This is a genomic window from Cupriavidus plantarum, assembly GCF_905397285.1.
Lineage (GTDB): Bacteria > Pseudomonadota > Gammaproteobacteria > Burkholderiales > Burkholderiaceae > Cupriavidus > Cupriavidus plantarum.
In genome coordinates this window covers 58,150-82,016 of sequence record NZ_CAJPUX010000002.1, presented here as the reverse complement: position 1 = coordinate 82,016, position 23,867 = coordinate 58,150, and the positions used below count along the sequence as shown (strand labels likewise).

General features: G+C 64.4%; 23 protein-coding genes. 11 read left to right on the top strand and 12 right to left on the bottom strand.

Translation table 11 applies throughout. The features are described 5' to 3' along the window. Positions 1-23 precede the first annotated feature (23 nt). Complete coding sequence (locus KHP16_RS09175) at positions 24-1,298, bottom strand: YeaH/YhbH family protein (RefSeq protein ID WP_109583624.1); 1,275 nt, start codon at positions 1,296-1,298, stop codon at positions 24-26. A 117-nt stretch (positions 1,299-1,415) separates the two neighbouring features. Further along, a complete protein-coding gene (locus KHP16_RS09170) occupies positions 1,416-3,338 on the bottom strand; it encodes a PrkA family serine protein kinase (protein WP_109583625.1) in 1,923 nt (640 codons plus the stop codon). 682 nt (positions 3,339-4,020) lie between these two features. Here KHP16_RS09170 and KHP16_RS09165 point away from each other — a divergent pair. Next, on the top strand, positions 4,021-4,923 hold the full coding sequence (locus KHP16_RS09165) for a LysR substrate-binding domain-containing protein (RefSeq protein ID WP_211960040.1): 903 nt from the start codon (positions 4,021-4,023) through the stop codon (positions 4,921-4,923). A 36-nt stretch (positions 4,924-4,959) separates the two neighbouring features. Here the strand turns inward: KHP16_RS09165 and KHP16_RS09160 are convergent, their stop codons facing one another. Continuing rightward, the gene (locus KHP16_RS09160) at positions 4,960-5,949 is read right to left on the bottom strand and encodes a tripartite tricarboxylate transporter substrate-binding protein (RefSeq protein WP_415831128.1); all 990 of its coding nucleotides are present in this window, start codon (positions 5,947-5,949) and stop codon (positions 4,960-4,962) included. A gap of 319 nt (positions 5,950-6,268) precedes the next feature. On the opposite strand from KHP16_RS09160, the gene KHP16_RS09155 reads away from it, so the two are divergent. The 3 genes from KHP16_RS09155 to KHP16_RS09145 all read left to right on the top strand — a co-directional run bounded on the left by KHP16_RS09155 (position 6,269) and on the right by KHP16_RS09145 (position 9,811). After that, complete coding sequence (locus KHP16_RS09155) at positions 6,269-7,438, top strand: acyl-CoA dehydrogenase family protein (RefSeq protein ID WP_109583627.1); 1,170 nt, start codon at positions 6,269-6,271, stop codon at positions 7,436-7,438. 21 nt (positions 7,439-7,459) lie between these two features. Then, the gene (locus KHP16_RS09150) at positions 7,460-8,848 is read left to right on the top strand and encodes an MmgE/PrpD family protein (protein WP_109583628.1); all 1,389 of its coding nucleotides are present in this window, start codon (positions 7,460-7,462) and stop codon (positions 8,846-8,848) included. A gap of 102 nt (positions 8,849-8,950) precedes the next feature. Beyond that, positions 8,951-9,811 (top strand): HTD2 family dehydratase, encoded by an 861-nt coding sequence (locus KHP16_RS09145; RefSeq protein ID WP_109583789.1) that lies wholly within the window; start codon positions 8,951-8,953, stop codon positions 9,809-9,811. 117 nt (positions 9,812-9,928) lie between these two features. Here KHP16_RS09145 and KHP16_RS09140 read toward each other — a convergent pair whose 3' ends face one another. The 3 genes from KHP16_RS09140 to KHP16_RS09130 form a co-directional block, all read right to left on the bottom strand. Then, positions 9,929-10,174 carry a DUF1272 domain-containing protein gene (locus KHP16_RS09140; RefSeq protein ID WP_115953415.1) on the bottom strand — a complete coding sequence of 82 codons (246 nt, stop codon included), beginning with the start codon at positions 10,172-10,174 and terminating at the stop codon, positions 9,929-9,931. A 29-nt stretch (positions 10,175-10,203) separates the two neighbouring features. Then, positions 10,204-11,745 (bottom strand): acetolactate synthase large subunit, encoded by a 1,542-nt coding sequence (locus tag KHP16_RS09135; protein ID WP_109583790.1) that lies wholly within the window; start codon positions 11,743-11,745, stop codon positions 10,204-10,206. 180 nt (positions 11,746-11,925) lie between these two features. Further along, positions 11,926-12,906, bottom strand: a complete 981-nt coding sequence (locus KHP16_RS09130; RefSeq protein WP_244835726.1) for a DUF535 family protein — start codon at positions 12,904-12,906, stop codon at positions 11,926-11,928. A gap of 316 nt (positions 12,907-13,222) precedes the next feature. Here KHP16_RS09130 and KHP16_RS09125 point away from each other — a divergent pair, with 316 nt between their 5' ends. Both KHP16_RS09125 and KHP16_RS09120 read left to right on the top strand, forming a co-directional pair. Beyond that, a complete protein-coding gene (locus tag KHP16_RS09125) occupies positions 13,223-13,636 on the top strand; it encodes a hypothetical protein (RefSeq protein WP_147452842.1) in 414 nt (137 codons plus the stop codon). 124 nt (positions 13,637-13,760) lie between these two features. After that, positions 13,761-14,258 (top strand): acyl-CoA thioesterase, encoded by a 498-nt coding sequence (locus tag KHP16_RS09120; RefSeq protein WP_109583631.1) that lies wholly within the window; start codon positions 13,761-13,763, stop codon positions 14,256-14,258. 73 nt (positions 14,259-14,331) lie between these two features. On the opposite strand, the gene KHP16_RS09115 is transcribed toward KHP16_RS09120, so the two are convergent. The 3 genes from KHP16_RS09115 to KHP16_RS09105 all read right to left on the bottom strand — a co-directional run bounded on the left by KHP16_RS09115 (position 14,332) and on the right by KHP16_RS09105 (position 16,901). After that, complete coding sequence (locus tag KHP16_RS09115; protein ID WP_109583632.1) at positions 14,332-15,759, bottom strand: sensor histidine kinase; 1,428 nt, start codon at positions 15,757-15,759, stop codon at positions 14,332-14,334. 314 nt (positions 15,760-16,073) lie between these two features. Then, positions 16,074-16,277 (bottom strand): CsbD family protein, encoded by a 204-nt coding sequence (locus tag KHP16_RS09110; protein WP_109583633.1) that lies wholly within the window; start codon positions 16,275-16,277, stop codon positions 16,074-16,076. Positions 16,278-16,331: 54 nt separating this feature from the next. Then, entirely contained in the window at positions 16,332-16,901 is a 570-nt protein-coding gene (locus KHP16_RS09105) for a hypothetical protein (protein ID WP_211960527.1), read from the bottom strand. Positions 16,902-17,186: 285 nt separating this feature from the next. Between KHP16_RS09105 and KHP16_RS09100 the strand changes: the two genes are divergently transcribed. Further along, positions 17,187-17,708: a sigma-70 family RNA polymerase sigma factor gene (locus KHP16_RS09100; protein ID WP_109583634.1), complete on the top strand. Its 522-nt coding sequence runs from the start codon at positions 17,187-17,189 to the stop codon at positions 17,706-17,708. Continuing rightward, entirely contained in the window at positions 17,705-18,523 is an 819-nt protein-coding gene (locus KHP16_RS09095) for an anti-sigma factor (RefSeq protein ID WP_109583635.1), read from the top strand. Before KHP16_RS09100 ends, KHP16_RS09095 begins: the two co-directional genes overlap by 4 nt. A gap of 19 nt (positions 18,524-18,542) precedes the next feature. Here the strand turns inward: KHP16_RS09095 and KHP16_RS09090 are convergent, their stop codons facing one another. The 3 genes from KHP16_RS09090 to KHP16_RS09080 form a co-directional block, all read right to left on the bottom strand. Then, positions 18,543-20,759 carry a DUF6351 family protein gene (locus tag KHP16_RS09090; RefSeq protein WP_179593983.1) on the bottom strand — a complete coding sequence of 739 codons (2,217 nt, stop codon included), beginning with the start codon at positions 20,757-20,759 and terminating at the stop codon, positions 18,543-18,545. Between the two features lie 104 nt (positions 20,760-20,863). Continuing rightward, positions 20,864-21,217 carry a hypothetical protein gene (locus KHP16_RS09085; protein ID WP_121491747.1) on the bottom strand — a complete coding sequence of 118 codons (354 nt, stop codon included), beginning with the start codon at positions 21,215-21,217 and terminating at the stop codon, positions 20,864-20,866. A 41-nt stretch (positions 21,218-21,258) separates the two neighbouring features. After that, on the bottom strand, positions 21,259-22,182 hold the full coding sequence (locus KHP16_RS09080; protein ID WP_115953419.1) for a LysR family transcriptional regulator: 924 nt from the start codon (positions 22,180-22,182) through the stop codon (positions 21,259-21,261). A 129-nt stretch (positions 22,183-22,311) separates the two neighbouring features. On the opposite strand from KHP16_RS09080, the gene KHP16_RS09075 reads away from it, so the two are divergent. The 3 genes from KHP16_RS09075 to KHP16_RS09065 all read left to right on the top strand — a co-directional run bounded on the left by KHP16_RS09075 (position 22,312) and on the right by KHP16_RS09065 (position 23,801). Continuing rightward, on the top strand, positions 22,312-23,091 hold the full coding sequence (locus KHP16_RS09075) for an SDR family oxidoreductase (protein WP_244835725.1): 780 nt from the start codon (positions 22,312-22,314) through the stop codon (positions 23,089-23,091). Between the two features lie 152 nt (positions 23,092-23,243). After that, on the top strand, positions 23,244-23,483 hold the full coding sequence (locus KHP16_RS09070; protein WP_244835724.1) for a hypothetical protein: 240 nt from the start codon (positions 23,244-23,246) through the stop codon (positions 23,481-23,483). Between the two features lie 3 nt (positions 23,484-23,486). Then, positions 23,487-23,801, top strand: a complete 315-nt coding sequence (locus tag KHP16_RS09065; protein ID WP_211960039.1) for a type II toxin-antitoxin system RelE/ParE family toxin — start codon at positions 23,487-23,489, stop codon at positions 23,799-23,801. Positions 23,802-23,867 lie beyond the last annotated feature (66 nt).

Genomic DNA, 23,867 nt, shown 5'->3' with positions numbered 1-23,867 from the left:
GACGCCGGCCACGCCGGCGATGACTACCGCGCCGGCCAGGCCGCGCGCTTCTGGAAGAGATCGTGCAGCACCGGATAGATCTCGTCGGCGCCGATAATCCGTTGCATCGCGAAGTGCTCGAACTGGCCCTTCACGGTCATGTACTCCTCCCAGAGGTTCTGTGGTTCCTCCGATGCGACCTCCACGTACGCGTAGTACTGCACCAGCGGCAGGATCGCCTCGCGCAGCAGGCGGCCGCACAGCTCGGAATCGCCTGCCCAGTTGTCGCCGTCCGATGCCTGTGCGCAGTAAATATTCCACTGCCCCGGCGGATAGCGATCGTGGATGACCTCGACCATCAGCTTGAGCGCGCTCGACACCACCGTGCCGCCGGACTCGCGCGAATGGAAGAAGTCTTCCTCGTCGACTTCCTTCGCCACCGTATGGTGACGGATGAATACGACATCGATGCGCTCGTAGTTCCGCTTGAGGAACAGATAGAGCAGCATGAAGAAGCGCTTGGCCAGATCCTTGCGGCTCTCGTCCATCGAGCCGGAGACGTCCATCAGACAGAACATCACCGCCTGGGCCTGCGGACGCTTCTTGAGCACGCGGTTGTTGTAGCGCAGGTCCAGCTTCTCGATGAAGGGCACACGATCCACCTGCGCGCGCAGATGCTTCATCTTCTCCTGCAGCGCCAGCGCATGCTCGGAGTACGGGTCTCCGTTTTCGAGCACCTCGGCGTATTCGAGCTCGAGGTCGCGCAACCGCTTCTGATAAGGACTCGACAGCGCGATTCGCCGCCCCAGCGAACTGCGCATCGTGCGCAGGATCGACAGATTGGACGGCGTGCCATCGATGGAGTACCCCGCGCGCACCTTGCGCACGTCGGTAATCTTGGCGAGGTGACGCTTGGCCAGGTCCGGCAGCGCCATGTCCTCGAAGAAAAAGTTCAGGAAGTCCTCGCGCGATAGCGTGAAGACGAAATCGTCCTCGCCCTCGCCGCTGTCGCTGGCACGGGAACCGCCGCCACCGCTGCCCTGCTGCTGGCGATCGAAGCTGTCGCCGCGGACGAACTTCTTGTTGCCGGGATGGATCCACTCCCGCCGGCCGCCCTGACCGTGATGGAAGATGGGTTCGGAAATGTCCTTGACCGGAATCGAGACCTGACCGCTCTGCTCGATGTCCATGATCTTGCGGCCGGACACCGCCTTCGCCACCGCTTGCCGAATCTGCTCCCGGTACCGCTTGATGAAGCGTTGTTGATTGACGGCGCTTTTATTGCCGCCGTTTTCGCGCCTGTCGATGACCGTAGCCATAAGCCGCCTTTATGGAGACCGTCCGGAAAAGCATCTGGTCTTGTCAGAACTGCTTCGCTTCATTCCCGGACGGTCTCGTGGAAGTGCATTCAAGCCCAATCGCAGTGGGTCAGGAGATCAGGACGATTTCCTGACGCGCAGATACCACTCCACCAGCAATCGCACCTGCTTCGGCGTATATCCCTTCTCAACCATGCGGTTGACGAAGTTCTCGTGCTTGTCCTGATCCTCCCGCGACGACTTGGCATTGAACGAGATCACGGGCAGCAGATCCTCCGTCGTGGAGAACATCCGCTTCTCGATCACCATCCGCAGCTTCTCGTAGCTGGTCCAGACCGGGTTCTTGCCGCCGTTGTTCGCCCGCGCGCGCAGCACGAAGTTGACGATCTCGTTGCGGAAGTCCTTGGGATTGGAAATCCCCGCGGGCTTCTCCACTTTCTCGAGCTCATCGTTCAGCGCGTTGCGGTCAAGGATTTCGCCGGTATTCGGATCGCGGTATTCCTGGTCCTGAATCCAGAGATCGGCAAACACCACGTATCGGTCGAAGATGTTCTGTCCATATTCGGAATAGGACTCCAGATAGGCGGTCTGGATTTCCTTGCCGATGAACTCCACGAACGGCGTGGTGAGGTACTCCTTGATATACGACAGCAGCTTGGCTTCCTGTTCCGGCGGGAACTGCTCGCGCTCGATCTGTTGCTCGAGCACATAGAGCAGGTGCACCGGATTGGCCGCCACTTCGGTATTGTCGAAGTTGAAGACCTTCGAGAGTACCTTGAAGGCGAAACGCGTCGACAAGCCGTTCATGCCCTCGTCGATGCCCGCGTAGTCGCGATACTCCTGATACGACTTCGCTTTTGGATCCACGTCCTTCAGGCTCTCGCCGTCATAGACCCGCATCTTGGAGAAAATGTTCGAGTTCTCGGGCTCCTTGATCCGTGTGAGCACCGCGAACTGCGCCATCATCTTCAGCGTGTTCGGCGCGTTGGGCGCGGCAGATAGCGAACTGCTGCGCAACAGCTTGTCGTAGATCTTCACCTCGTCGGATACGCGCAGGCAGTACGGCACCTTCACGATATAGATCCGGTCGAGGAAAGCCTCGTTGTTCTTGTCGGCCTTGAAGCTCTGCCATTCGGCTTCGTTCGAGTGCGCGAGGATGACGCCGTCGAACGGAATCGCGCCAAAGCCTTCCGTACCCTTGTAGTTGCCTTCCTGCGTGGCAGTCAGCAGCGGGTGCAGGACCTTGATGGGCGCCTTGAACATTTCGACGAACTCGAGCAAGCCCCGGTTGGCCAGGCAAAGTCCGCCGGAATAGGAATAGGCATCCGGATCGTCCTGCGGGAAGTCCTCCAGCTTACGAATGTCAACCTTGCCGACCAGCGAGGAGATATCCTGGTTGTTTTCATCGCCAGGCTCCGTTTTCGCGATCGCGATCTGCGCCAGTACCGAGGGACGCAGCTTCACCACGCGGAACTTCGTGATGTCGCCGTTGAACTCGTGCAAGCGCTTGACCGCCCAGGGCGAAGGAATGGTATTCAGGTAGCGCACCGGAATGCCATAGTCCTCCTCCAGAATCTTGCCGTCTTCATCGGGCGAGAACAACCCGAGCGGCGATTCATGGATGGGCGAGCCCTTGAGCGCGTAGATGGGTACCTCCTCCATCAGCGCCTTGAGCTTTTCGGCCAGCGACGATTTGCCGCCGCCGGGAGGCCCGAGGAGATAGAGGATCTGCTTCCGTTCTTCCAGGCCCTGCGCCGCGTGCTTGAAGAACGAGACGATCTGCTCGATCGTGTCCTCCATGCCATAGAAGTCGCGGAATGCGGGATATACCCGGATGACCTTGTTGAAGAACAGTCGCGACAACCTCGGGTCGTGGTGTGTGTCCACGAGTTCGGGTTGTCCGATTGCGGCGAGCATGCGTTCCGCAGCGGTCGCATAGGCAGAGGGATCCTTCTTGCAGATCTCCAGATATTCCTGGATCGTGTATTCCTCTTCCTTGCGTGCTTCGAACCGCGTGGCGTAGTGGCCAAAAATGTCCATACCTCACTCCCGTCAGAGTCCCACCAGAGTCCACCTCCGAGGCGAAGAAGATGTTCTACCCCCAGCAGACTTCGCGGCAACGCTGACTCCATCACCCCGGCTTGACGGACTTGCCATGTTGCGAAGTCTTTACTTCATCATAGTCAAATAACGGCAGAGGTGAGACCGGAGTTGACGCATGCATCATGACGAAAACACCAACGACATCATGACGACAACACGCATCGGAAAAACCTGACACTCGCGATCCTGACTCGCACGCGACGGGCCATTGACCATGCTTGTGACACACCTTACACCTTTCCGGTACAAGATGCATATCCGGAAAAGGCTAACGGTTTGTAACGTGCCCACTCAAAACGTTCCCCGCCTACAACGCTTGTCAGCCATTTCCCTACAAGCATGATGACCATACGGTGGAACGCGATCATCGTGCGGGCTCGCTCGAATGGCCGAAGGTCGGAGAGATCCGCCTTTGCTGAAACGCACGATGTCTCGCAGCCCGTTGCACCGCTTGCACAACTTGCGGGGCATGCACGCACCGGTAGGGTGCGCGCTCGGCGTCAGGCAGAATCCTGTCTGCGGTACAGCAGATTGCATGCCAAAGGCGCCAGCGACGCTGCAACGCAACATCGCCCTCATGGAGACCCCGGTGCGAAGCCGGGTATAACGTTATCCGCCAATGCATTACGACCTTACCGACCTGCGGCTGTTTCTGAACGTGGGCGAGACCGAGAACCTCACGCGCGCGGCCGAGCGCAGCTTTCTTTCGCTGCCCGCCGCCAGCACCCGTATCAAACAGCTCGAGGAAAATTTCCAGACCCAGCTGCTCATCCGCCAGGTGAAGGGGGTCCGACTGACGCCGGCCGGCGACGAACTGCTGGGACACGCGCGCGAAGTCTTCCGGCAGCTCGAGTGCCTGCACTCGGACCTGCGTCCCTATGCCAAGGGCGTGAAGGGCCGGGTGCGGTTGCTGGCCAACACCACCGCGACCAACTCGTTCCTGGCCAACGCGCTCTCGCGCTTTCTTTCGGAGAACGCCGATGTCGATATCGAGCTCGAGGAACACCTGTCGGCGGAGATCGTCTCCGCGGTGAGTGCGGGCGCGGCGGACCTCGGCATCGTCGCGGGTGAGGTCGCTACCGCCGACCTCGACGTCATGCAGCTATGCAGCGACGAGCTCATCGTGATCGCGCCGGTCAATCACCCGCTGCCGGCGTTCAAGCATCTGCACTTCGCGGATCTGCTCGACACGTGCCGCTTCGTCGGTCTGAATCAGTTCTCGGCGATCCAGAGCTTTCTGGACCGCATCGCGAGCGGCATGGGCAAGCGGATCAGCCTGCGCATCCAGGTGGGCAGCTTCGACGCGGTGTGCCGCATGGTCGAGGCGGGCGCGGGGATCGCCATCGTACCGAACAGTTGCGCCCGGCGTTATGCGAGCCGCAAGGTGCTGCGGTTCATTCAGCTGGAAGACGAATGGGCGCGGCGCGAACTGCGCCTTGTGCGCCGTCCGGGCCGCGAACTGCCGCAGTTCGCGGAGACGCTGGTGAAATATCTGGTGGAAGCGGCGCGCGAACCGGTGTGAGGTCCGCGCGCGAGGACGTGATGGGACGTTTTCCGGTCAGTCTGCTTTCACGCCGGCCGCCTTGATGATGGGCGACCACTTGTCGATCTCCGACGCCAGCCACGTACGCAGCCCTTCCGGCGTCTGCTTGTCTTCCGGCACGATCACCGCACCGAGCTCCTGCATGCGGGACACCACGGCCGGATCTTTCAGCGCGGCCTTGAGCGCGCCGTCGAGCTTGTCGATGACGGCGGGCGGCGTGCCCTTCGGCGCATAGATGCCATGCCAAACCTTGACCTCGAAGTCCTTGAGGCCGCCCTCGCGCAGCGTCGGCGTGTTCGGCAGGGCCGCGATGCGCTGCGCCGTCGTCACGCCGTAAAGCTTCACCTTCTCCGCCTTGATGTGCGGCAGTGTCTGCGTCGTCTGGTCGCACAGCACGTCTACCTGCCCGCCCAGCAGCGCCGTCAGCGCCGGCGCGGTGCCCTGATAGGGGATGGTCTGTAGTTCGACGCCAATGGCCTTCTGGAACAGCATGCCGCATAACTGCGACACCGCGCCCAGACCGGCATTGGCGAGGTTCACCTTGTTCTGGTTCTTCTGGATATAGCTGACGAGCTCGGGCAGCGTGTTGGCGGGCAGGTCGTGCCGGCCCAGCAGCGTCATGGGGACGTCCGCCACCTGGCCGACGAACGAGAAATCGGACAGCGGCTTGTAGGGCAGCTTGGAGTAGAGCGCCGGCGCCGTGGCCATGCCGTTATGGTGGATCAGGATCGTATAGCCATCCGGCGCGGCCTTGGCCACGTACGACGCCGACACCGTGCCGCCCGCCCCTAGCCGGTTCTCCACCACCACGCTCTGGCCCAGCGACTTCGACATGGCGGCCGCGACGGAGCGGGCCACGACGTCGGTCGGGCCGCCCGCGGCGAACGGCACGACCATCGTGATCGGCCGCGAGGGGTACGGGTCGGCGGCATGGCCGATGCCGGGTATGGCGAACGCCGTGGCGGCGAAGGCGAGGGCCATGCGGGGAATGCGCGAGGCGGTCATGAGGTCTCCTGTTGCTGTAATGACGTATGGCGCGAGGGTGGAAGGAATCGCCATGCCGCGCAATTCCGATTTCCGGAAGGGTGCGCACGCCCGCGTGAAAACCAAGGGTTGTCCCCAGAGGCGCCCAAGCCGCCTTAAGGTGTCTCCGAGGGCGTCCCCAAGGGTGTCCCTAGGGGTGTCCCTGGGGGTGCCCCTAAGGGTGTCCCTAAGCCGTGCTTTCGGAAATCCGAATTTCCGGCAAACGGGCGGGCGGGAATAATGGCCGCATCCATCCCTCACCCGTCACGTCGCCGACACCGACACGGATACCCACACAGACATGAACGCAGAACAGGACCACGACCAGATCTATCCCGAAATCCGGGAAGCCGTACGCGACCTCTGCCGGGGCTTCGACTCCGCCTACTGGCAGCGCGTGGAGGAACAAAGTGCGTTCCCCGAGGACTTCGTGCAGGCGCTGACGCAGGCCGGCTGGCTGTCCGCGCTGATCCCGGAGGCCTATGGCGGCTCGGGGCTGCCGCTGACGGCGGCATCGGTGATCATGGAAGAGATCAACCGCAGCGGCGGCAATTCCGGCGCCTGCCACGGCCAGATGTACGTGATGGGCTGCCTGCTGCGGCACGGCTCCGAGGAACAGAAGGCGCGCTGGCTGCCGGGCATCGCATCGGGCGAACTGCGCATGCAGTCGATGGCCGTGACCGAGCCGACGACGGGCACCGACACCACCAAGCTCAAGACCACAGCGGTCCGCAAGGGCGATCGTTACGTCGTCAACGGCCAGAAAGTGTGGATCTCGCGCGTCCAGCATTCGGACCTGATGCTGCTGCTCGCGCGCACGACGCCGCTGGATCAGGTCAAACGCAAGTCGGAGGGGCTGTCGGTCTTTGTCGTGGACCTGCGCGATGCCATCGGCAACGGCCTGACGGTCCAGCCCATCCGCAACATGGTCAATCACGAGACCAATGAACTGTTCTTCGACAATCTCGAGATTCCTGCCGAGAACCTGATCGGCGAGGAAGGCCGCGGGCTCAAGTACATCCTCGACGGCCTCAATGCCGAACGGATCCTGATCGCGGCGGAGTGCATCGGCGACGGCTACTGGTTCGTCGAGCGCGCCAGCGGCTATGCGCGCGAGCGGATCGTCTTCGACCGGCCCATCGGCCAGAATCAGGGCGTGCAGTTCCCGATCGCCCGTTCGTTCGTCAACGTCGAGGCGGCCAGCCTGATGCGCTATCGCGCCGCGCAGTTGTTCGACGCCGGCAAACCCTGTGGCAAGGAGGCCAATATGGCCAAGCTGCTGGCGGCCGACGCGTCGTGGGAAGCCGCCAACGTCTGCCTGCAGACGCACGGCGGCTTCGGTTTTGCCGCGGAATACGACATCGAGCGCAAGTTCCGCGAGACGCGCCTGTATCAGGTGGCGCCTATCTCGACGAACCTGATCCTGTCTTACGTGGCCGAGCACGTGCTCGAGCTGCCGCGCTCGTTCTGAGCTGCCGAGGAGACGCACCCCATGACTTCCAACACCGCCAACGAGACCACTTATCCCACGCGTCAGCTCTGCGAGTTTCTGGCGAACCTGAAGCTGTCCGACGTGCCGGCGCCCGTCGTCGAGCGCACAAAGGACTTATACCTCGACTGGATCGCTTCCGCCATCGCGGGCAAGGACGCGCCGGCGATCCGCCGCCTGCAGGAGTTCGCGGGCGCCATGGGCCCGGGCACCGGCGACGCGGAGGTGCTCGTCGACCGGCGCCGCACCTCGCCCTATTTCGCGGCGCTGATCAATGGCGCGTCGTCCCACGTGGTCGAGCAGGACGACGTGCACAACGGCTCCGTGCTGCATCCGGCCGCCGTCGTGTTCCCAGCCGTGCTCGCCGCCGCGCAGGCGGAAGGCCGGAGCGGCGCGGACGTGTTGCTCGCCTCGATCGCGGGTTACGAAGCTGGCATCCGCATCGGCGAATTCATGGGCCGCTCGCACTACCGCGTGTTCCACACCACCGGGACGGTGGGCACGCTGGCTGCGGCGGCGGGCGTCGCCAAGCTGTTCGGGCTCGATGCCGAAGGCATCAACCAGGCGCTCGGCACGGCTGGCACGCAGGCGGCGGGTTTATGGGAGTTCCTGCGCGACGCCGCCGACTCCAAGCAGTTACACACGGCAAAGGCTGCTGCCGATGGCCTGCAGTCCGCGTGGCTCGCGCGCGCGGGCTTCACGGGCGCGAAGCGCATCCTCGAAGGCGCGCAGGGCATGGCGGCCGGCATGTCGAGCGACGCCAACCCCGCCGCCCTGACCGATGGCCTGGGCACGCGCTGGGCGACGGCGGAAACCTCGTTCAAGTACTTCGCCTCGTGCCGCCATACGCATCCGGCGGCCGACGCACTGGCCGCGCTCGTGCGCCGCGATGGCATTACCGCGGACCAGATTGCACGCGTCACCGCGCATGTGCATCAGGGCGCAATCGACGTACTGGGTCCCGTCGTCAATCCGACGACGATCCATCAGGCCAAATTCTCGATGGGCACGGTGCTGGGGCTTGTGGCCGTGCATGCGCACGCGGGCCTCGGCGAGTTCGAGACCCAGGCCCTGCAGGATGCACGGGTGGCCGCGTTCCGCGACAAGGTGGAGATGGTGCTCGATGAGGAGATCAACGCCGCATATCCGCGCCAGTGGATCGGACGCGTGACCGTGCATACCCATGATGGGCGCACGCTCGAGGCCCGTGTCGATGTGCCGAAGGGCGATCCCGACAACACACTCTCGCGCCCCGAACTCGAGGCCAAGGCCATCCAGCTCGGGGCCTTCCGCCACGGCGCCAGCGAGGCCGAGATGCGCGCCATCATTGCGCGGACGTGGCGGCTCGAGGGCGAAGCGAACGTGCGCGACTGGCTGCCAGCTGCACGATGACGGCCCCGGTACGGAGACGCCGAGACGCCGAGACGCCGAGACGATAGACGATAGACGAACGATAGAGGACAGGGGCCAAAGCCGGCCCTACCCACGATGACCATGACCGAAGACAAAACGCTGGACCATCTGCGCACATGGATCGGCCGCAGCGAGGCGCGCACGGAGACGCTTGCGCCCGAACCCGTGCTATCGCTGGCCGCCACCTTCAACCTCGATGGCGACGCGCTAGCCGCGGGTCCGCTGCCGCCGTTGTGGCACTGGCTCTATTTCCTGCCACGCGCGCCGCAGGAAACGCTGGGCCCCGATGGCCATACACGCCTCGGTGGCTTCCTGCCGCCCGTGCCCCTGCCCCGCCGCATGTGGGCCGGCAGCGAGATCGCATTCCACGCCCCGTTGCGCGTCGGTGATACCGTCACCCGAACCTCAACGATCCGCGATGTCACGCACAAGAGCGGCCGATCGGGCGAGCTGTATTTCGTTACCGTCGATCACGCCTTGACCGTGAACGGCAAGACGGCCATCGACGAGCGCCACGACATCGTCTATCGTGCCGCCGCCGAACCGGGCGCGCCGATGCCGCCGCGTCCCCGGCTCGAACAACGCGCGCGATGGCAGCGTACGCTCCAGGCGGATCCCGTGCTGCTGTTCCGTTACTCGGCGCTGACGTTCAACGGGCATCGCATTCACTACGATCTGGACTACGTGCGCGATGTGGAGGGATATCCGGGCCTGATCGTGCATGGCCCGTTGCAGGCCACGCTGATGCTGGAACTACTGCGCGCGGAGCAGCCCGACGCGCGCGTGAAGACGTTTGGCTTCCGCGGCCTGGCGCCGCTGTTCCATATCGATACGGTCACAGTGGGCGCCGCGCCCGATCCGGCGACGCCCGGCCGCGTGCTGCTGTGGACCGGCGACGATGCCGGCGGTCAGGCGATGCAGGGGTGGGCGACGATCGGTTAAGGCTGCGGGGTTGGGGCCGCAGGTTAGGGCCGCAGGTTAGGGCCGCAGGGTTAGGGCCGCAGGGTTAGGGCCGCTTGGTTGAAGCCTCTCGGTTCAACCCACTGGGTTGCGCCCTCTTCAGGCGGCGCCGCAGCCCGCCGGCTTTAACACACGCTCCGTGGACGCCGGCGACGTCGCGAGCTTGGCGGCGGGCCGGCGCGGCCGCGCCACCAGCTCGCCGCCGCAGTTCGGACAGATTCCGCGCAGCTTGTTCGTCGCGCAATCCGCGCAGAACGTGCACTCGAATGTGCAGATGCGCGCCTCGGTGCTATCGGGTGGCAAGTCCTTGTCACAGCATTCGCAGCCGGGCCGAAGTTGAAGCATGCCTGCCTCCTGTGCTTATCGCTATACCGTCAGATCACGAGTTCGATCAGGAACGGACCCTTCCGCTGGTTGGCCATGCGGAACAGATCGTTGAACGTATCCATATCCGTCGCACGCGCGCCCTCGACGCCCATGCCGTTCGCAAGCTTGACCCAGTCGAGGTCGGGATTGCCGATATCGAGCATGTCGAGCGCGGTCTTGCCCGCGTTCGCGCCCACACCCGCGAGTTCGCCCAGCAGGATCGCGTACTTGCGGTTGGCCAGCAGCACGATGGTCACGTCGAGCTTTTCGCGCGCCATGGTCCAGAGCGACTGCAGCGTGTACATGCCCGAGCCATCGGCCTGCAGCGACACCACGCGGCGTCCCGGCGCGGCGATGGCGGCGCCCGTCGCGAGCGGCAGGCCTTCGCCAATGGCGCCGCCCGTCAGCTGCAGCCAGTCGTGCGGCGCGGCGTGGGCCGTCCCCGGATAGAACGCGCGGCCGAAGCTCACGCTCTCTTCGATCACCACGGCCTGTTCGGGCAGCAGCGCGGTCAGGGACTGCGCCACCGCTTCCGAGGTAATCGCGCCGGAGGCGGGCGAATGCGTCATGGCGGCGGTGGAAGGCAGTTCGGCCTTGCGCGCGCCCAGCTCGTCGGCCAGCCGCGCCAGCGCATCGCCAAGGTCCTGCTCCGGACGCGCCAGCACGTGGATCGTGGCATCTTCCGGATACGGACGCGGCGACTTGCCCGGGTAAGCGAAGAACGTCACGGGCGGCGGCGCGCCGACCAGCACGACATGGCGGATACCCGCCAGCTTCGTGCGCGCGATATCGCCCGAATAAGGAATGCGATCGACCGCCAGCCGGCCGCGGCCCCGCGTGACGCGCGCGTTGGACATCGGCGTGATGAGGCGCGCGTCGGTCGCGGCGGCGATGCGATGCGCATCGGCAAGCGCGCCTTCCAGCAACGCGCTGCCGGCCAGCACGATTAGCGTCGATTGGCCGCTGCGCAGCACGCGCGCGGCGTTCTGGACCGCATCGGGCGACACCTGCGGCACAGGCAGCGGCGGCAGCGGCGCGGCCACCTGACCGCCTTCGTCCCAGCACACGTCGGACGGCAGAATCAGGCTCGCGACGCCGCCGGGTGCGCCCATGGCGGCCTGCACGGCGACGGCGGCATCGGCGCCGACCGAGGCGGCCGAGGTCGCGGTGCGGGTCCAGACGGAAACGGGACGGGCCCAGCCTTCGGTATCGGCCGTGAGGGGCGCGTCGAACGGACGGTGATAGGTGGCCTGGTCGCCGATGATGTTGACGATCGGCGTCTGCGCGCGGCGCGCATTGTGGAGGTTGGCGAGGCCGTTGGCGAGGCCGGGGCCGCAGTGCAGCAGCGTGGCGGCGGGCTTGCCGGCCATGCGCGCGTAACCGTCGGCGGCGCCGGTGACCACGCCCTCGAACAGGCCGAGCACACAGTGCATGCCCGGAATGCGGTCGAGCGCCGCGACAAAGTGCATTTCGCTCGTACCGGGATTGGCGAAGCAGGTATCCACACCGCATGCCAGCAACGTCTTGACGAGGCTCTCCGCCCCGTTCATCGATCCTTGCGTCGCCTCGCGGCCACTAGTCACGCCATCGTTCACACTCACGGTCTTCGTCTCCATTGCGGTGATCCGTCACGGTCGAGGGGAGACGCATAGTGTAGCGGCATCGATGCGCGGCGGGCGCCCCAGTGGAGCGCGCCGCCAGAGGTTTGCGTGCGAATGCCGGACGCGCGCTCAGGCGCTGTCGCGCAACGTGTCGCACACGCGCGCGCGAATCGATTCGGCGACGGCTTGTTTGCGCCGCCAGGCAGAACGCTTCTTCGATGGGATGTCTGCGATGTCGCGCACGGGCTGCAGCACCGGGATCGACATATTGCCGTCGGGCAGGTCCACGGCGTGGGATTCGCGCCAGAATGTTTCGTAGTCCGCCTGGATCTCGCGCGGGGTATTGCGCTGACGGCCGACATGATTGGCGCGCGATACCGCGACGATGCGGCGCGCGCCGATATGGCCCGCGAGCGCGAGCAGCGCTTCCATGACGGCATCCTTCGGACGCACACCCTCGCACGACTTCGTCGAAACACGGATGTATTCGCGGCTTGTCTCGCCCTTTGGACCCTGCAGGCCGCCGATGAACACTGCCGGGCCGTCATATCCGTGGGTGAGATAGAAGCTCAGTTGCGCGAGGCACGTGTCGGTCGCGCTATCGACCCAGTAGAAGGCAAGCTCGCCTTCCTTGGGGTTGGGGCCCGAGTCGCCGAGGCGCAGCGTATAGCGGCCATCGTCACCGAACTGCCATGCGACGCCGCCATCGAGGTAGACGCGCTCGCATAGCGAGAGGGGCAGCGTGGCATGCATGACGCCGTAGTGATCGGCCACGAGACTGGCGCGCTCGTGGAACGTCATGCCCAGTTCGCCGAGCGGCCGATACGGACGCTCGAGCAGCGCCGGCCGCTTCGCGATTACGCGTTGCAGCAATGCGCACGACCCGGCCGCGCGGAGCCACGGGCGGACGGCGCCCTCGCGCAGTGCAGACATTGCCACCATGCGGGCGCGCCGCGTCCAGCAGCGGCGCGTGCCGGCGGGATAGCAGGCTGCCGACACCGTGATCATGGCGCCCAGGTACTTGAGATAACGCAGCGGACCGTGGCCCCACGGACTGCCGCCTTCCCGGACTCGCGTGAGTCCCTGCCACATCGGAAAGAATTCCTGCACGACTGACTGCTCCCCTGTCTTGCCCTGCCGTTATGTCGGCCACTTCCGCTGTCTGCCCGTCTTTGAACCGTCCGCTGAACCGTCCGCTGAACCGTCTGGTGCGCGAGCTAGTAATGATCCGTAACGGATTGAAATAATCCTGCGTTGACAGGGGAAACTAGGATTTTTTGGGCATATAAGGGCACTTATGCACCATAAAGGGCAGCATGCGGCAACCCACACTGGGAAACAACTTGAAACGTGCGCGAGGCGCCTCGGCTGATAATCTGGGTATATACGAGCCCATGTGTCCAATCCGACAAACAGGGAGTCCACGATGCCTCGTTCAGCCGCATGTCTCGCCCTGGCCCGTTGCTGCCTGTCGTGCTGCCTGCCGTGCTGCCTGTTGATGGCCGCTTCCCCGGCGCTGGCGGACGCCCGCGCGCGGGCTACCGCCGAATGCCGGAAGGCGGTCAAGCAGCAGGGTCACGAGAACGCCAGATTCGACGCCATCAATGCGATGGAGGGCCGAACCAGCATGGCCGTGATCGGCGAGATCACGGACGGCGGCAAGCGCTTCGCGTTCCAGTGCAACTTCGACAAGGCGCTGAAGGTCACGGACCTGCCCATGCGCGAACTACCCGCATCCGCCGCACCGAGCGCACCGAGCCCACCTGCGGCGTCGCCAGGCACCCCGCCTACCACGTCGCAGGCCGCTCCGCCGTCTCCCGCCGCGCAAACCCGGAAGTAGCCTCCCCTCCACGGCACGCCCCCGCCGTTTCTCACGTCAAGCCAGAATGCGTCATGCCCCGCACCTTTCCCCGGGGCACGCGCTGGCTGCCGCGTTGCAGCCTGACCCATTCAGGAGCTTTTCCATGTTGATGCGTGACGTGATTCCCCAAGTGCTCAATCGCGGTACCGCCCTGCTCGACCAGGACGCGCTGGAAACCACCCCGCAGAAAACCTTCCACCATGCCATCGATATCTACCTCAAGGACTCCAATGCCTTCATGAACACCTACTTCGCCCGCTATTTCGAATGGCAGGGCATCTGCCGCGAGCGCTGGTTCCACGAATGCATCCACGGCAACCTCCTGGCGGCCGGCGGCGTGTTCGTGACAAAGCGCGCCCATCAGGAATATGTCGAGGAAACGTTCCCGTTCCAACGTGTGGACTGCCACCTCAACACGTTCCAGGTGCGGCAATGTTCGGCGTACCTGCTGTTCCGCTTCAGCGTCGAGGGCCGTCCCGTGTCGCTGGGCTACCAGCAGATCGTCTTCGCGGACAGGGAAAAGCGCATCTCGCGCTTCCCGCGGGAGATCATCGAGCGGGTCAAGGAATACGAGCTCGTGCTGCCGCCGTTCGCAAACTGAGCCGTGACCCAGCTTTGTCGGAATTGTGTAGTTGAGAGGGTCTAGCTGAAATGCGTGCGCGCCGCCGGAGCGGTCAGCCGGCGGCGCGCGTGCGGAAACGCTCGTCGGGCCGATCGCCGAGAGGGTGGAAACGCGGCAGGCGCAGCGTGAAGGTAGTGTGAATACCAGGGCGCGACGCGCATTCGATACGGCCGCCGAACGCCTCCATCACGCGCCGGCAGAAGGCCAGACCAAGACCGTTGCCACGGCCATGCGCCTTCGTCGAGAAGAACGGTTCGAAGATGCGCGGCAGCACGTCGGGGGGAATGCCCGGGCCCGAATCGGTAAAGCGCAGCAGATAGAAGCTGCCCTCGATGCCGCCTTCGATGCGGATCTCTCCACTGCCATGCGTGCGAATGGCGTAGAGGCCGTTCTTGAGCAGATTGAACAACACGTACACGAGCAGCGTGTCGGAGCCCACGAAGCGCCAGTCCGGCTCGAAACCGTGCACGCGCACTCGCTCGCGTTCCTCGGGCTGGAACGGATAGCGCTCGATCGCGGCGTCGACGCAGGCAGCCACGCCATGGGGAGCAAACGTGCTGCGGTCCAGCCGCTCGAGCGTCACGGAAGCAAGCGCCATGTCGATGACGGTGCTCGTGCCGTCGACCTCGCGCGTGATGCCGCCAATCAGCTGGCTCATGCGTTCGATCTGGCCGGGACGCATGCGGTCCTCCATCAGGCCATGATCGACGGCAAGCCGATACCCCTGTAGCAGGCGCGGCCACGCCAGCGCGATTTCCTGCACCTGCATGCGGATGGTCGCAAGCGGCGTGCGTACTTCATGCGCGACCGTCGCCGCCAGCGAATACGGATGCATCAGGTCGTAACGCACCACGCTCAGCGCAAGAATGCCAAGGCTCAGCGCGATGAAGATCGCCCCCGGCGGATAGAACGTCAGGCCGTAGTTCACGCCATAGTCGACCGCGGCCACCGAATACAGCCCCAATGCGAGCAGGCACAGATTGAAACGCCGGCGCCGCTCGGCCGTTGCATTCTTGCGTGCCGTCATCAGCAGCCACGCGCAGCGCAAAGCCAGCACCACCGTCTGCAGCACGTGCAGAGGATGAAGCGGCCCGGCTTTGGGATACTCGCCGAAGAACAGCGTGTAGTAGCCCGATACCACCTGATGCGTCGTCAGCAACAGCACCGACAGGATCAGGCTCATGCCGTACGACACCAGCAGCGCGGGCCGTTCGCCGCGGCACTCGGTCGCTTCGCAGATGAAGTGATAGAACGTCGTCGGCAGGAACAGGATGAACAGATAGCCGACGCGCGCGAGCAGCATCGCCACGTCGGGATGCTCGGCCTGGAACAGGAAAGCCCAGGTGCCCTGCCACGCGAACGTCGTCGCGCACAACAGGAAGAACGACGTCGATACGCGCGTGACGCCCTGGGTCACCAGCACATAGAGGCCGTAACCGAGGAAGATCGACGAGACGAAGGCGGGCAGGATCGCGTACATGCGGCACCACGCCTACGACAGCGCGCGGCCGAGAATGAGTTTGAGACGCCAATGGGAGCCGCAATCTTAAGACGCGATGGAAGCGCGCCGTACTAAATTCGGCGATATTCAGTGCTAATTAATGCTTAATTCGTCACGCAAAGCCATCACAACGGCCGATAACGCGGCGTTTACACCACAATTTGTGGCATTCCGCGTCCCCAAGGCAGAAGAGCTCCCCACTTGAGTCGGGCATTCAAAAAAAGACAAACGGGGCCGAAGCCCCGTTGCCTGCGATGCACCGTCCGCGCATCGACTTTCGCGACGCTGGCGGATTACCAGCGCGTGTCGCGTTCCCAGGCCTTCATTTCTTCCTCGGCGCGCTCCTTGGTGTAGCCGTAGCGCTCCTGGATGCGGCCGGCGAGCTGGTCCCGCTTGCCGTTGATGACCGTCATGTCGTCATCGGTCAGCTTGCCCCATTTTTCCTTGATCTTGCCCTTGGCCTGATCCCACTTGCCTTCGATTTGGTCCCAGTTCATATCGGACTCCTAAAGTTGGTGTCGATGGTGTCGGTTAGCGAGGTTGCGCGCGGATTAGCGTGCGTACTTGGCCTTCACGTTAGCCTGGCACTTGTCCTTGGCGTCGCCGGACATGGCATCGCACTTTTCCTTGTCAGCCTTGTAAGCGGCGTCCGTGGCGTCCTTGCGGGCATCGGCACGCGCTTCGGCCACATCGGTACCGGTGCCCGTGGCGGCAGCCTTGGTCACCTTTGCCGAACCCAGAGCTTGCTCATGGGCGGCCTTGGCCTGCTTCACGCAGACGTCCTTGTCGTTGCCGGACTTGTCGTCGCACATTTCCTTCGCCACGTCGTAGTCGCGATCGGCCTTGGTCTTCAATGCCTTGGCATGTGCCTTTTCGGTGCCGTCGCGCTTGGCTTCGGCGTTGGCCTTGGCCACGTCACGGTCACGCTTGGCCTCGGCCTTGCAGACGTCCTTCGCGTTGTCCTTCAGCGCATCGCACTTGGTGTTCGCGGTCTTGTAGTCGGCGTCGGCCGTCTTCACGGCTGCGTCGTAATCGGCTTTCGAGCCGGCTTGTGCGTAAGCAAAGCCTGCCGGGGCGGCCACCATCATCGAGCACACTGCGGCGCAGAGCAGTTTCTTCATGGTCATGTCGTTGCTCCTTCTCTAAGGGGATTTCTCTTCCGGGCCAGGCGTTTCTTTGCGTGGCCACACCGTAGTTGAAGGTTATGTTTTGGCACCGATATGAAGCAGCGGCCCCCTTCCGAAATGTACGTAAGACAATTCCCACACCTCGCCCACACCTCGCCCACACCCCGTAGTTGGTGTGGCATCGCACGCTCCATCAATTTTTCGCGCACGCGTGGAATAATCGTCCGGGCCGTTCGTCTTCCCTGCAGTTGAACCCGAAAGCCTATCCGGCTGACAGACATGAGCAAGGACTTTACCGATGACGAACTGCGCGAGGTCATTCCGCGGCTGCGCCGTTTCGCGCTGTCTTTGACGCGCCAGGAGTCCAGCGCCGATGACCTCGTGCAGAGTTGCCTCGAGCGCGCGCTCTCGCGACGAGAGACGCGCCGTGACGAGGGCGACCTGCGTGCGTGGCTGTTCTCGATCCTCTACCGCGTGTTTCTCGATGGCCAGCGGCGCGCCAAGCGCTATGCGGGCCTGCTATCGCTGTTCGGCGTGGGTCACGACGAAGATATGGCGCCCTCGACCGAGGACGTCGTGCTGGCGCGGTCGGCACTCGACGGCTTTCATCGACTGCCCGTCGAACAGCGCGCGCTGTTGCTGCTCGTGTCCGTCGAGGGACTCAGCTATCAGGAGGCCGCGGATACGCTCGGCGTGCCCATCGGCACGGTAATGTCCCGCATCTCGCGCGCGCGCAAGGCGCTCCGCGATCTGACCGAAGGCCGGGTCGTCGCTCAACCTTCCCTGCAGGTGATGAAATGAATGCCCTGATGCCCACCGAACCCGAGCTCCACGCGTATGTGGATGGCGAGCTCGACGAGACGCGGCGCAGCCAGATCGATGCCCTCCTCCCGTCGCATCCGGAAATCGCCAGCGAGATCGAGCAGATCCGCCTGGGCGCGCAACGGCTGCGCGCGAGCCTGGAGCCACCGCCGGCCGACACGCCCGCCCGGCTCGACCCGTTCCGCATTCGCCGCACGCTGCGCGATCGCTCGCGCCAGCGCATGTCGATTGCGGCCTCCGTGATGATGGCCCTCGTCGTCGGCGGCTTCGGCGGCTGGCAGTCGCGCGAGTACGCGATGCGGCAGAACTATCTGCCGATGGCCGATGCGGTGCAGGCCTATCGTATGTTCGCTTCCAATGAGGCGCGACCAGTGGCTGCGGGCCCTGACGATCACGCGGTGTCCACCCCCGCGGTGGCGACCGACGACATGATGGCCGATATCCGCACGACCGATCCGCGCCAGCTGCAGGCCTGGCTCGACCACCATTTCGTGCAGCCCGAGCCGTTGCCCGATTTCAGTGCCTACGGCTTCAAACCCGTGAGCGGCCGGCTGATGTCCGCGCAGCAGGGCACGGCCGCGATGGTGCTCTATCGCAACGCGCAGGGGCAATCGATCGTGTTCTACGTGCGTCCCCCTGGCGATGTGTTGCACTTTGCCAATGGCAACCGCAAGGATGGCAACCTGCTCGCGCAGTACTGGCGTCAGGGGCGTTACTTCTATGCGGTGGTGAGCCCGACCGATACGCCGGCCACACGGCCCGTGCAGCAGGCCGTGGAGCCGACGCGAAGCTAGCGCGGTTTGAACGCTGACTTCAGGTCTTGGTGATGTCGTACACCACGTTGACCGGCGATGGGCCGAACGAGCCGTTCGGCACCACGCCGGTCTGGTTGACGCCCGGCTTGCTCCAGTCGCACACGCCATTGGGGAAGATCTGCTGCAGACGCGTCATCTCCGCACCCGAGAACATCACCGTGTAATCGGAAGCGGTAATCGGCTTGAGCGTGCATTTGATGACGTTGGCCGCCACCGGTCCGCCCGCCACGATGCGCGGCGCGGTCCACGACGGGAACAGACCGTTGCACGTTGTGTTGGCGATCGGGCTCAGCGTCTGCGTCTCCGTGACGAACGCGGTGGGGCTCGACCAGCAGCCGTCCACTGCCGCCGCGGGCTTGTACGCCACGACCTTGTCCTTCTGCGCGGTCGTGGTCTTGTCGGCCTTGTACGCGGCCACCCACTGGATAAACGTGCTCCACGCGGTGTCCGCGGGCACCGGGTTGCCGCGCCACATCACGTGGTTCTTGCTATCGCCGTTGGCCTGCACCATGCGCTCGCGCACGGCGAAGTGGAACCACTGGTAGTGATAGCCGGAGTCGTCGTTGTAGATGCCCGTGACGTCGAACACCGGAATGCTGGCGAGACCGCCGTTCGTGCCCAGTTGCAGACCGCTTTGCTGCGCGCGCAGGATCGCGCCCGCATCGCCCACGCTGCGCGCGGTGACGTAGTTCGCATCCTGATCGTAGCCGCCGATCTTCTCGTTGAGATCGAGGAACTGCGTGGTCGTGATCGTGCCCGCATTGAGCGCCGCCAGTCCGTATTGCACGCCGACGTTGTCGAACGGCCGCAGCGCGAATCCCGTTGCGGGGTTCACGCCGTAGATGTTCTTCGATGCGTCGTATACGGTGCCGCGGATACCCGTCGGATTGGATGCCGGGTCGTACCGTAGCGAGGTGGGGACAATCGCGTTGAACGGCGCAGAGACATAACCCGCGTAGTCCACGCGATTCGGTACGGGGTCCGTGCGGCCTGCCTGGTTCGCGGCATCCTCGAACGCCTTGCGGCTCTTGTAGCCCGTGACCGCGGCGATCTGCGCATCGGTGAACGCGGAGGGATTGACCGTGATGTAGTGCGTGATCAAATGCCCATCGGATCCGGAGAAGGCGATGCCGAGCGGATCGGGGAACGTGCACAGCAGCATCACGCCATCGAACAGGCCCGGGATGCGGTCGGCCGGTTGCGCGCTGCCGTAGGAGCCGCCCGAACATCCGGCGCTGACCGTGAAGTCCGGCACGCCGAATGTCTTGATCGTGGCTTCTTTCGACATCATCGCGGCTTCGCTCGCCAGCACGGCATTGCAGTTGTTCGACGCGTGCTGCAGCGTGTTGGCGAACATCGCATACCCTTCCGCGAGGCGCTGCACGTTGAGCAGGCTGAAATCGAAGCCCGCGCTCTGGATGTTGCCCTGCGCGCCGCCCTGCACGTACCACCCGCCGGGGCAACCGAACCCTTCGATCGCGATCATGCGGCGGTTCCAGGCCTTCGGCGGCTTCAGCGGCGTGGGAGCGCCCTCCGTGGTGGGATCGTGCAGCACCGCGTTCTGATAGATGCCGCGGTCGACGGTGCCTGTCTCCACCCGCACGATGAACGGCACCTGCTGCCCCGCGAGCGTGGTGACGGTGGCCACATCGGCGGGCCGCGACGTCGTGCTCGTCATCGGCTTGAGCGTGCCGTCGGTGGTCGACCGGTACATGTACGTGACGCGCGTGGCCGCCGAGCAGTTGGCGTCGAGGGCGGCGCCGAGTGTCGAGCCGTCGGGCAACTGGAAGGTCGAGGTCTGGCAGATGAACGGCTTCTGCCACGGGCCGGAGATCACGGGTCCCGTGATCGGATAGTTCGTCATCGTGATCGTCGATGACGCCTTGCCCACGCTGGCGACTACGCTGTTGAGGCCGTTGGTCAGTCCGGTTACGACCGCTTGCCGATGCGAGCTGTCCGTGGGACTCGGTTGAAACTGTGAGGTGACGTCGTTGCCGTTGAGCGTGATCTGCAAAGGCCGTTTGTCATTGACGGTGGTCGGTACCGCCACGTCGATCAAGGCGGTGCCGCCTGTCACGTAGTCGGGTTGCGACGAAAGCAGCTGGACCGTGGGCGCGACGCCCGGATCGTCATCGTCGCTTCCGCCGCAGGATGCAAGGCCGATAGCCAGCATGCCCGCAAGCGCGGCGCTGCACCATTTTCTGGACGCGTTCATGAGTGTCTCCAATCTCTTTGTGGAACGAATCGCGTGGGCAGGTCGCACAGCCAGCTTAGATCGCGGAGACAGCGATTACCAACCGTATCGATGAAAGGCGTTGTTTATTCGCCGAGCGCGGCGTCGATCATCGCGCCCGCGAGACCGATGAGCAGTGCGATGGCGGAGGCGATGAACCAGCGCACGGTGCGGCGATATTCGGGCACGGCGTCGTCCTCGATACGCAACGCGCGGAACAGCGCGACGATCTGCAACGCGACGGCCAGCAGCAGGCAGAGGCTGGCGAGGATCGATAGCCAACCCCATCGGCCCGGGCTTTCCAATCCCCAGAAGCGCCAGAACGCGAGCGAGAAGCCGAGCAGCACGGTGATCGCGGTGATGATGCCCTGCCGAAAGCCCGACGGCACGGTCGGGGGAGCGGCGGGGGGCGCGGGGCGCTCGTCGGCGGGTTCGGTCATGGTGCGGGCCACGCGGATGGAGTGTGACGAGTATAGATGCCTCAACGCCCGTCAAAACGCCGCGCGATACCGCGCGTGCGAAACGCATCCATCACGAAGTCGATGAACACGCGGGTGCGTGCCGGCAGCAGCGTCTTGTTCGGGTAATACAACGAGATGGGACCGTTGTCGGCACACCAGCCGGGCAACAATCGCTGCAGCGCGCCGGACTCGAGCCACCGCGCCGCGTGCGGCATTGGCAGCAGCGCAATGCCCAGGCCCTGCATCGCGGCGTGCGCCATCGCCTCGGGATCGTCGAAGATCGCCCTTGTGCGATGCACGACAAGCGCTTCCTCGCCCACGGCGCTCCGCAATGTCCACGCACGCACGCGTCCGGTCGAGGCGGACCGCCGGGCAATGCCGTCGAGTTCGGCGAGGTCCGAAGGATGGCGCGGCATCGGCCGGCCCTTCATGTACGCGGGCGAGGCGGTCACGACCACATGCGTGCGCGCGAGCTCGCGCGCGATGACGCCTTCGGTCAGTTCGATGCCGCCGCCGATCGCCGCGTCGAATCCGTCGCGGATGAGATCGACGGCGCGGTTGTCGAAATGCCAGTCCGGCACGATCGCGGGATACCGTTCGAGGAATTCGTTGAGCAGCGGCAATACATGCTCGCGGCCAAATGCGAGACCCATGCCGACCTTGAGCACACCGGTCGGGTTACCGGCGTCCTGGGCGGCGCCGGCGAATGCATCGCGCAGGGTGGCGTAGGGGTCGGACACCTGCCGGAAGAACTGTTCGCCCCCTTGCGTGAGCGTGAGCCGGCGCGTGCTGCGCTGGAACAGCCGCAAACCCAGATGCGATTCGAGCCGTGCCACGTTCTTGCTCACCGCAGCCGGGGTGAGGCCGAGCCGGCGCGCGGCCGCCGAAAAGCTGCCCGTATCGGCGGACTGGACGAAGGATTCGAGGAGGTTCAGGGCTTCCATGATGGCATCGAGCTTATCTCATCTTATACCTTTGGTTGAAAAAGTTTCTGCGCATCGATTACTACCGGTAAGGGAGTTCGCCGACCATACTCCGTTCACCTTCTACTGATTTCCGAACGGGAGTTAAACATGAGCACGAACCAGAACACCGCCTCTAACGCCAACGTGGCCCGCAACCTGACCGGCAAGGTCGCCTTCGTAACCGGCGGCGCCCGCGGCATCGGCGCGGCCATCGTCCGCCGTCTCGCCAGGGAAGGCGCTGTGGTCGCCTTCACGTACCAGCAGTCGGCAGCGGGCGCCGAAGCCCTGGCCGAATCGATCCGCGCCGAGGGCGGTCGCGCCCACGCCTACAAGGCCGACGCCGCCGACTCGGCAGCGCTGGCCAAGGCCATCGACGACGTGGCACGGGAATTCGGCAAGGTGGACATCCTCGTCAACAACGCGGGCGTCCTGCGCCTTGGCCCCGTCGAAGCGTTCTCGCTCGAAGATTTCGACGCAACCCTGGCCGTCAACGTCCGCGCGGTCTTCGTCGCCGCTAAGGCTGCGCTGCCGTACATGGGCGAAGGCGGCCGCATCATCAACATCGGCAGCACCAATGCCGACCGCATGCCGTTTGCCGGCGGCGCCGCCTACGCCATGAGCAAGTCCGCCCTCAAGGGCCTGGTCCAGGGCATGTCCCGCGACCTCGGCCCGAAAGGCATCACGGTGAACAACGTGCAACCGGGCCCGGTAGACACGGACATGAACCCCGAAACCAGCGACTTCGCCAAATCCCTCCACGGCCTGATGGCCCTCCAACGCCACGGCCGCCCGGAAGAAATCGCGGGCATGGTCGCTTATCTGGCGAGTCCGGAAGCGGCGTTCGTGACGGGGGCGAATCTGAATATTGATGGCGGGTTCGCGGCGTAACTCCGGACGGTTGATAAAAGCCACGCACAGTAATGCGCGTGGCTCTTTATGGAGGCAAAAATCGCGGAACAGCGATAGAGGGTAGCGCATGACTCCTCTACGATCGTCGCAAATAGTGCTTCTGGAGGCGCTGAGGGCGCGGGAGAACGAAGATGATGACGGGACTATTCACACCATTGGTAGAATGCGGCATGGCTCGTCCGACTCCTCCTCGCTCACAGAAGTATCTGCTGCCGCGTGCCGCCGACGCTGTTGGTCCGCAGAACGAGGCTGAGCAACGCTTGTATGAACTCATCATGCAAGGGCTCAACAGCGGCGAAGGAACCGAGTACGCGCATGTGGACGACTTCGCTGCCGAGTTCCGCGCGCGCCTGCAAAAACCCAAGCGTTGAGCTGTGGCGCTGCGCCTGAAGCTGCGTCCCAGCGCGCGCGGGGACGCGGATGCGGCCCAGGACTGGTACGACAAAATCGCGCCCGGGCTTGGTGAAGCATTCACCGATGAACTCCTGGGCATGCTGTCCTTTCTGGCCCAGCATCCGAGCGTGGGCTCTCGCCGCTACGCACATCTTCTGCCAGATGCATCCTTGCGCCTCTGGCCTCTCGATCGCTTTCCGTTTCTAGTCTTCTACCGCGTAAGTGGTGCGGTGCTGGACGTGGTCCGCGTTCTGCATGAGCGTCGCGACATTGACGCTAGCCTGATCACGCATTGACCGTGCAGAAGGCAGCGACCAGCACGCAATAAAAAAACCCCACGCGCATCGCTGCGCGTGGGGTTT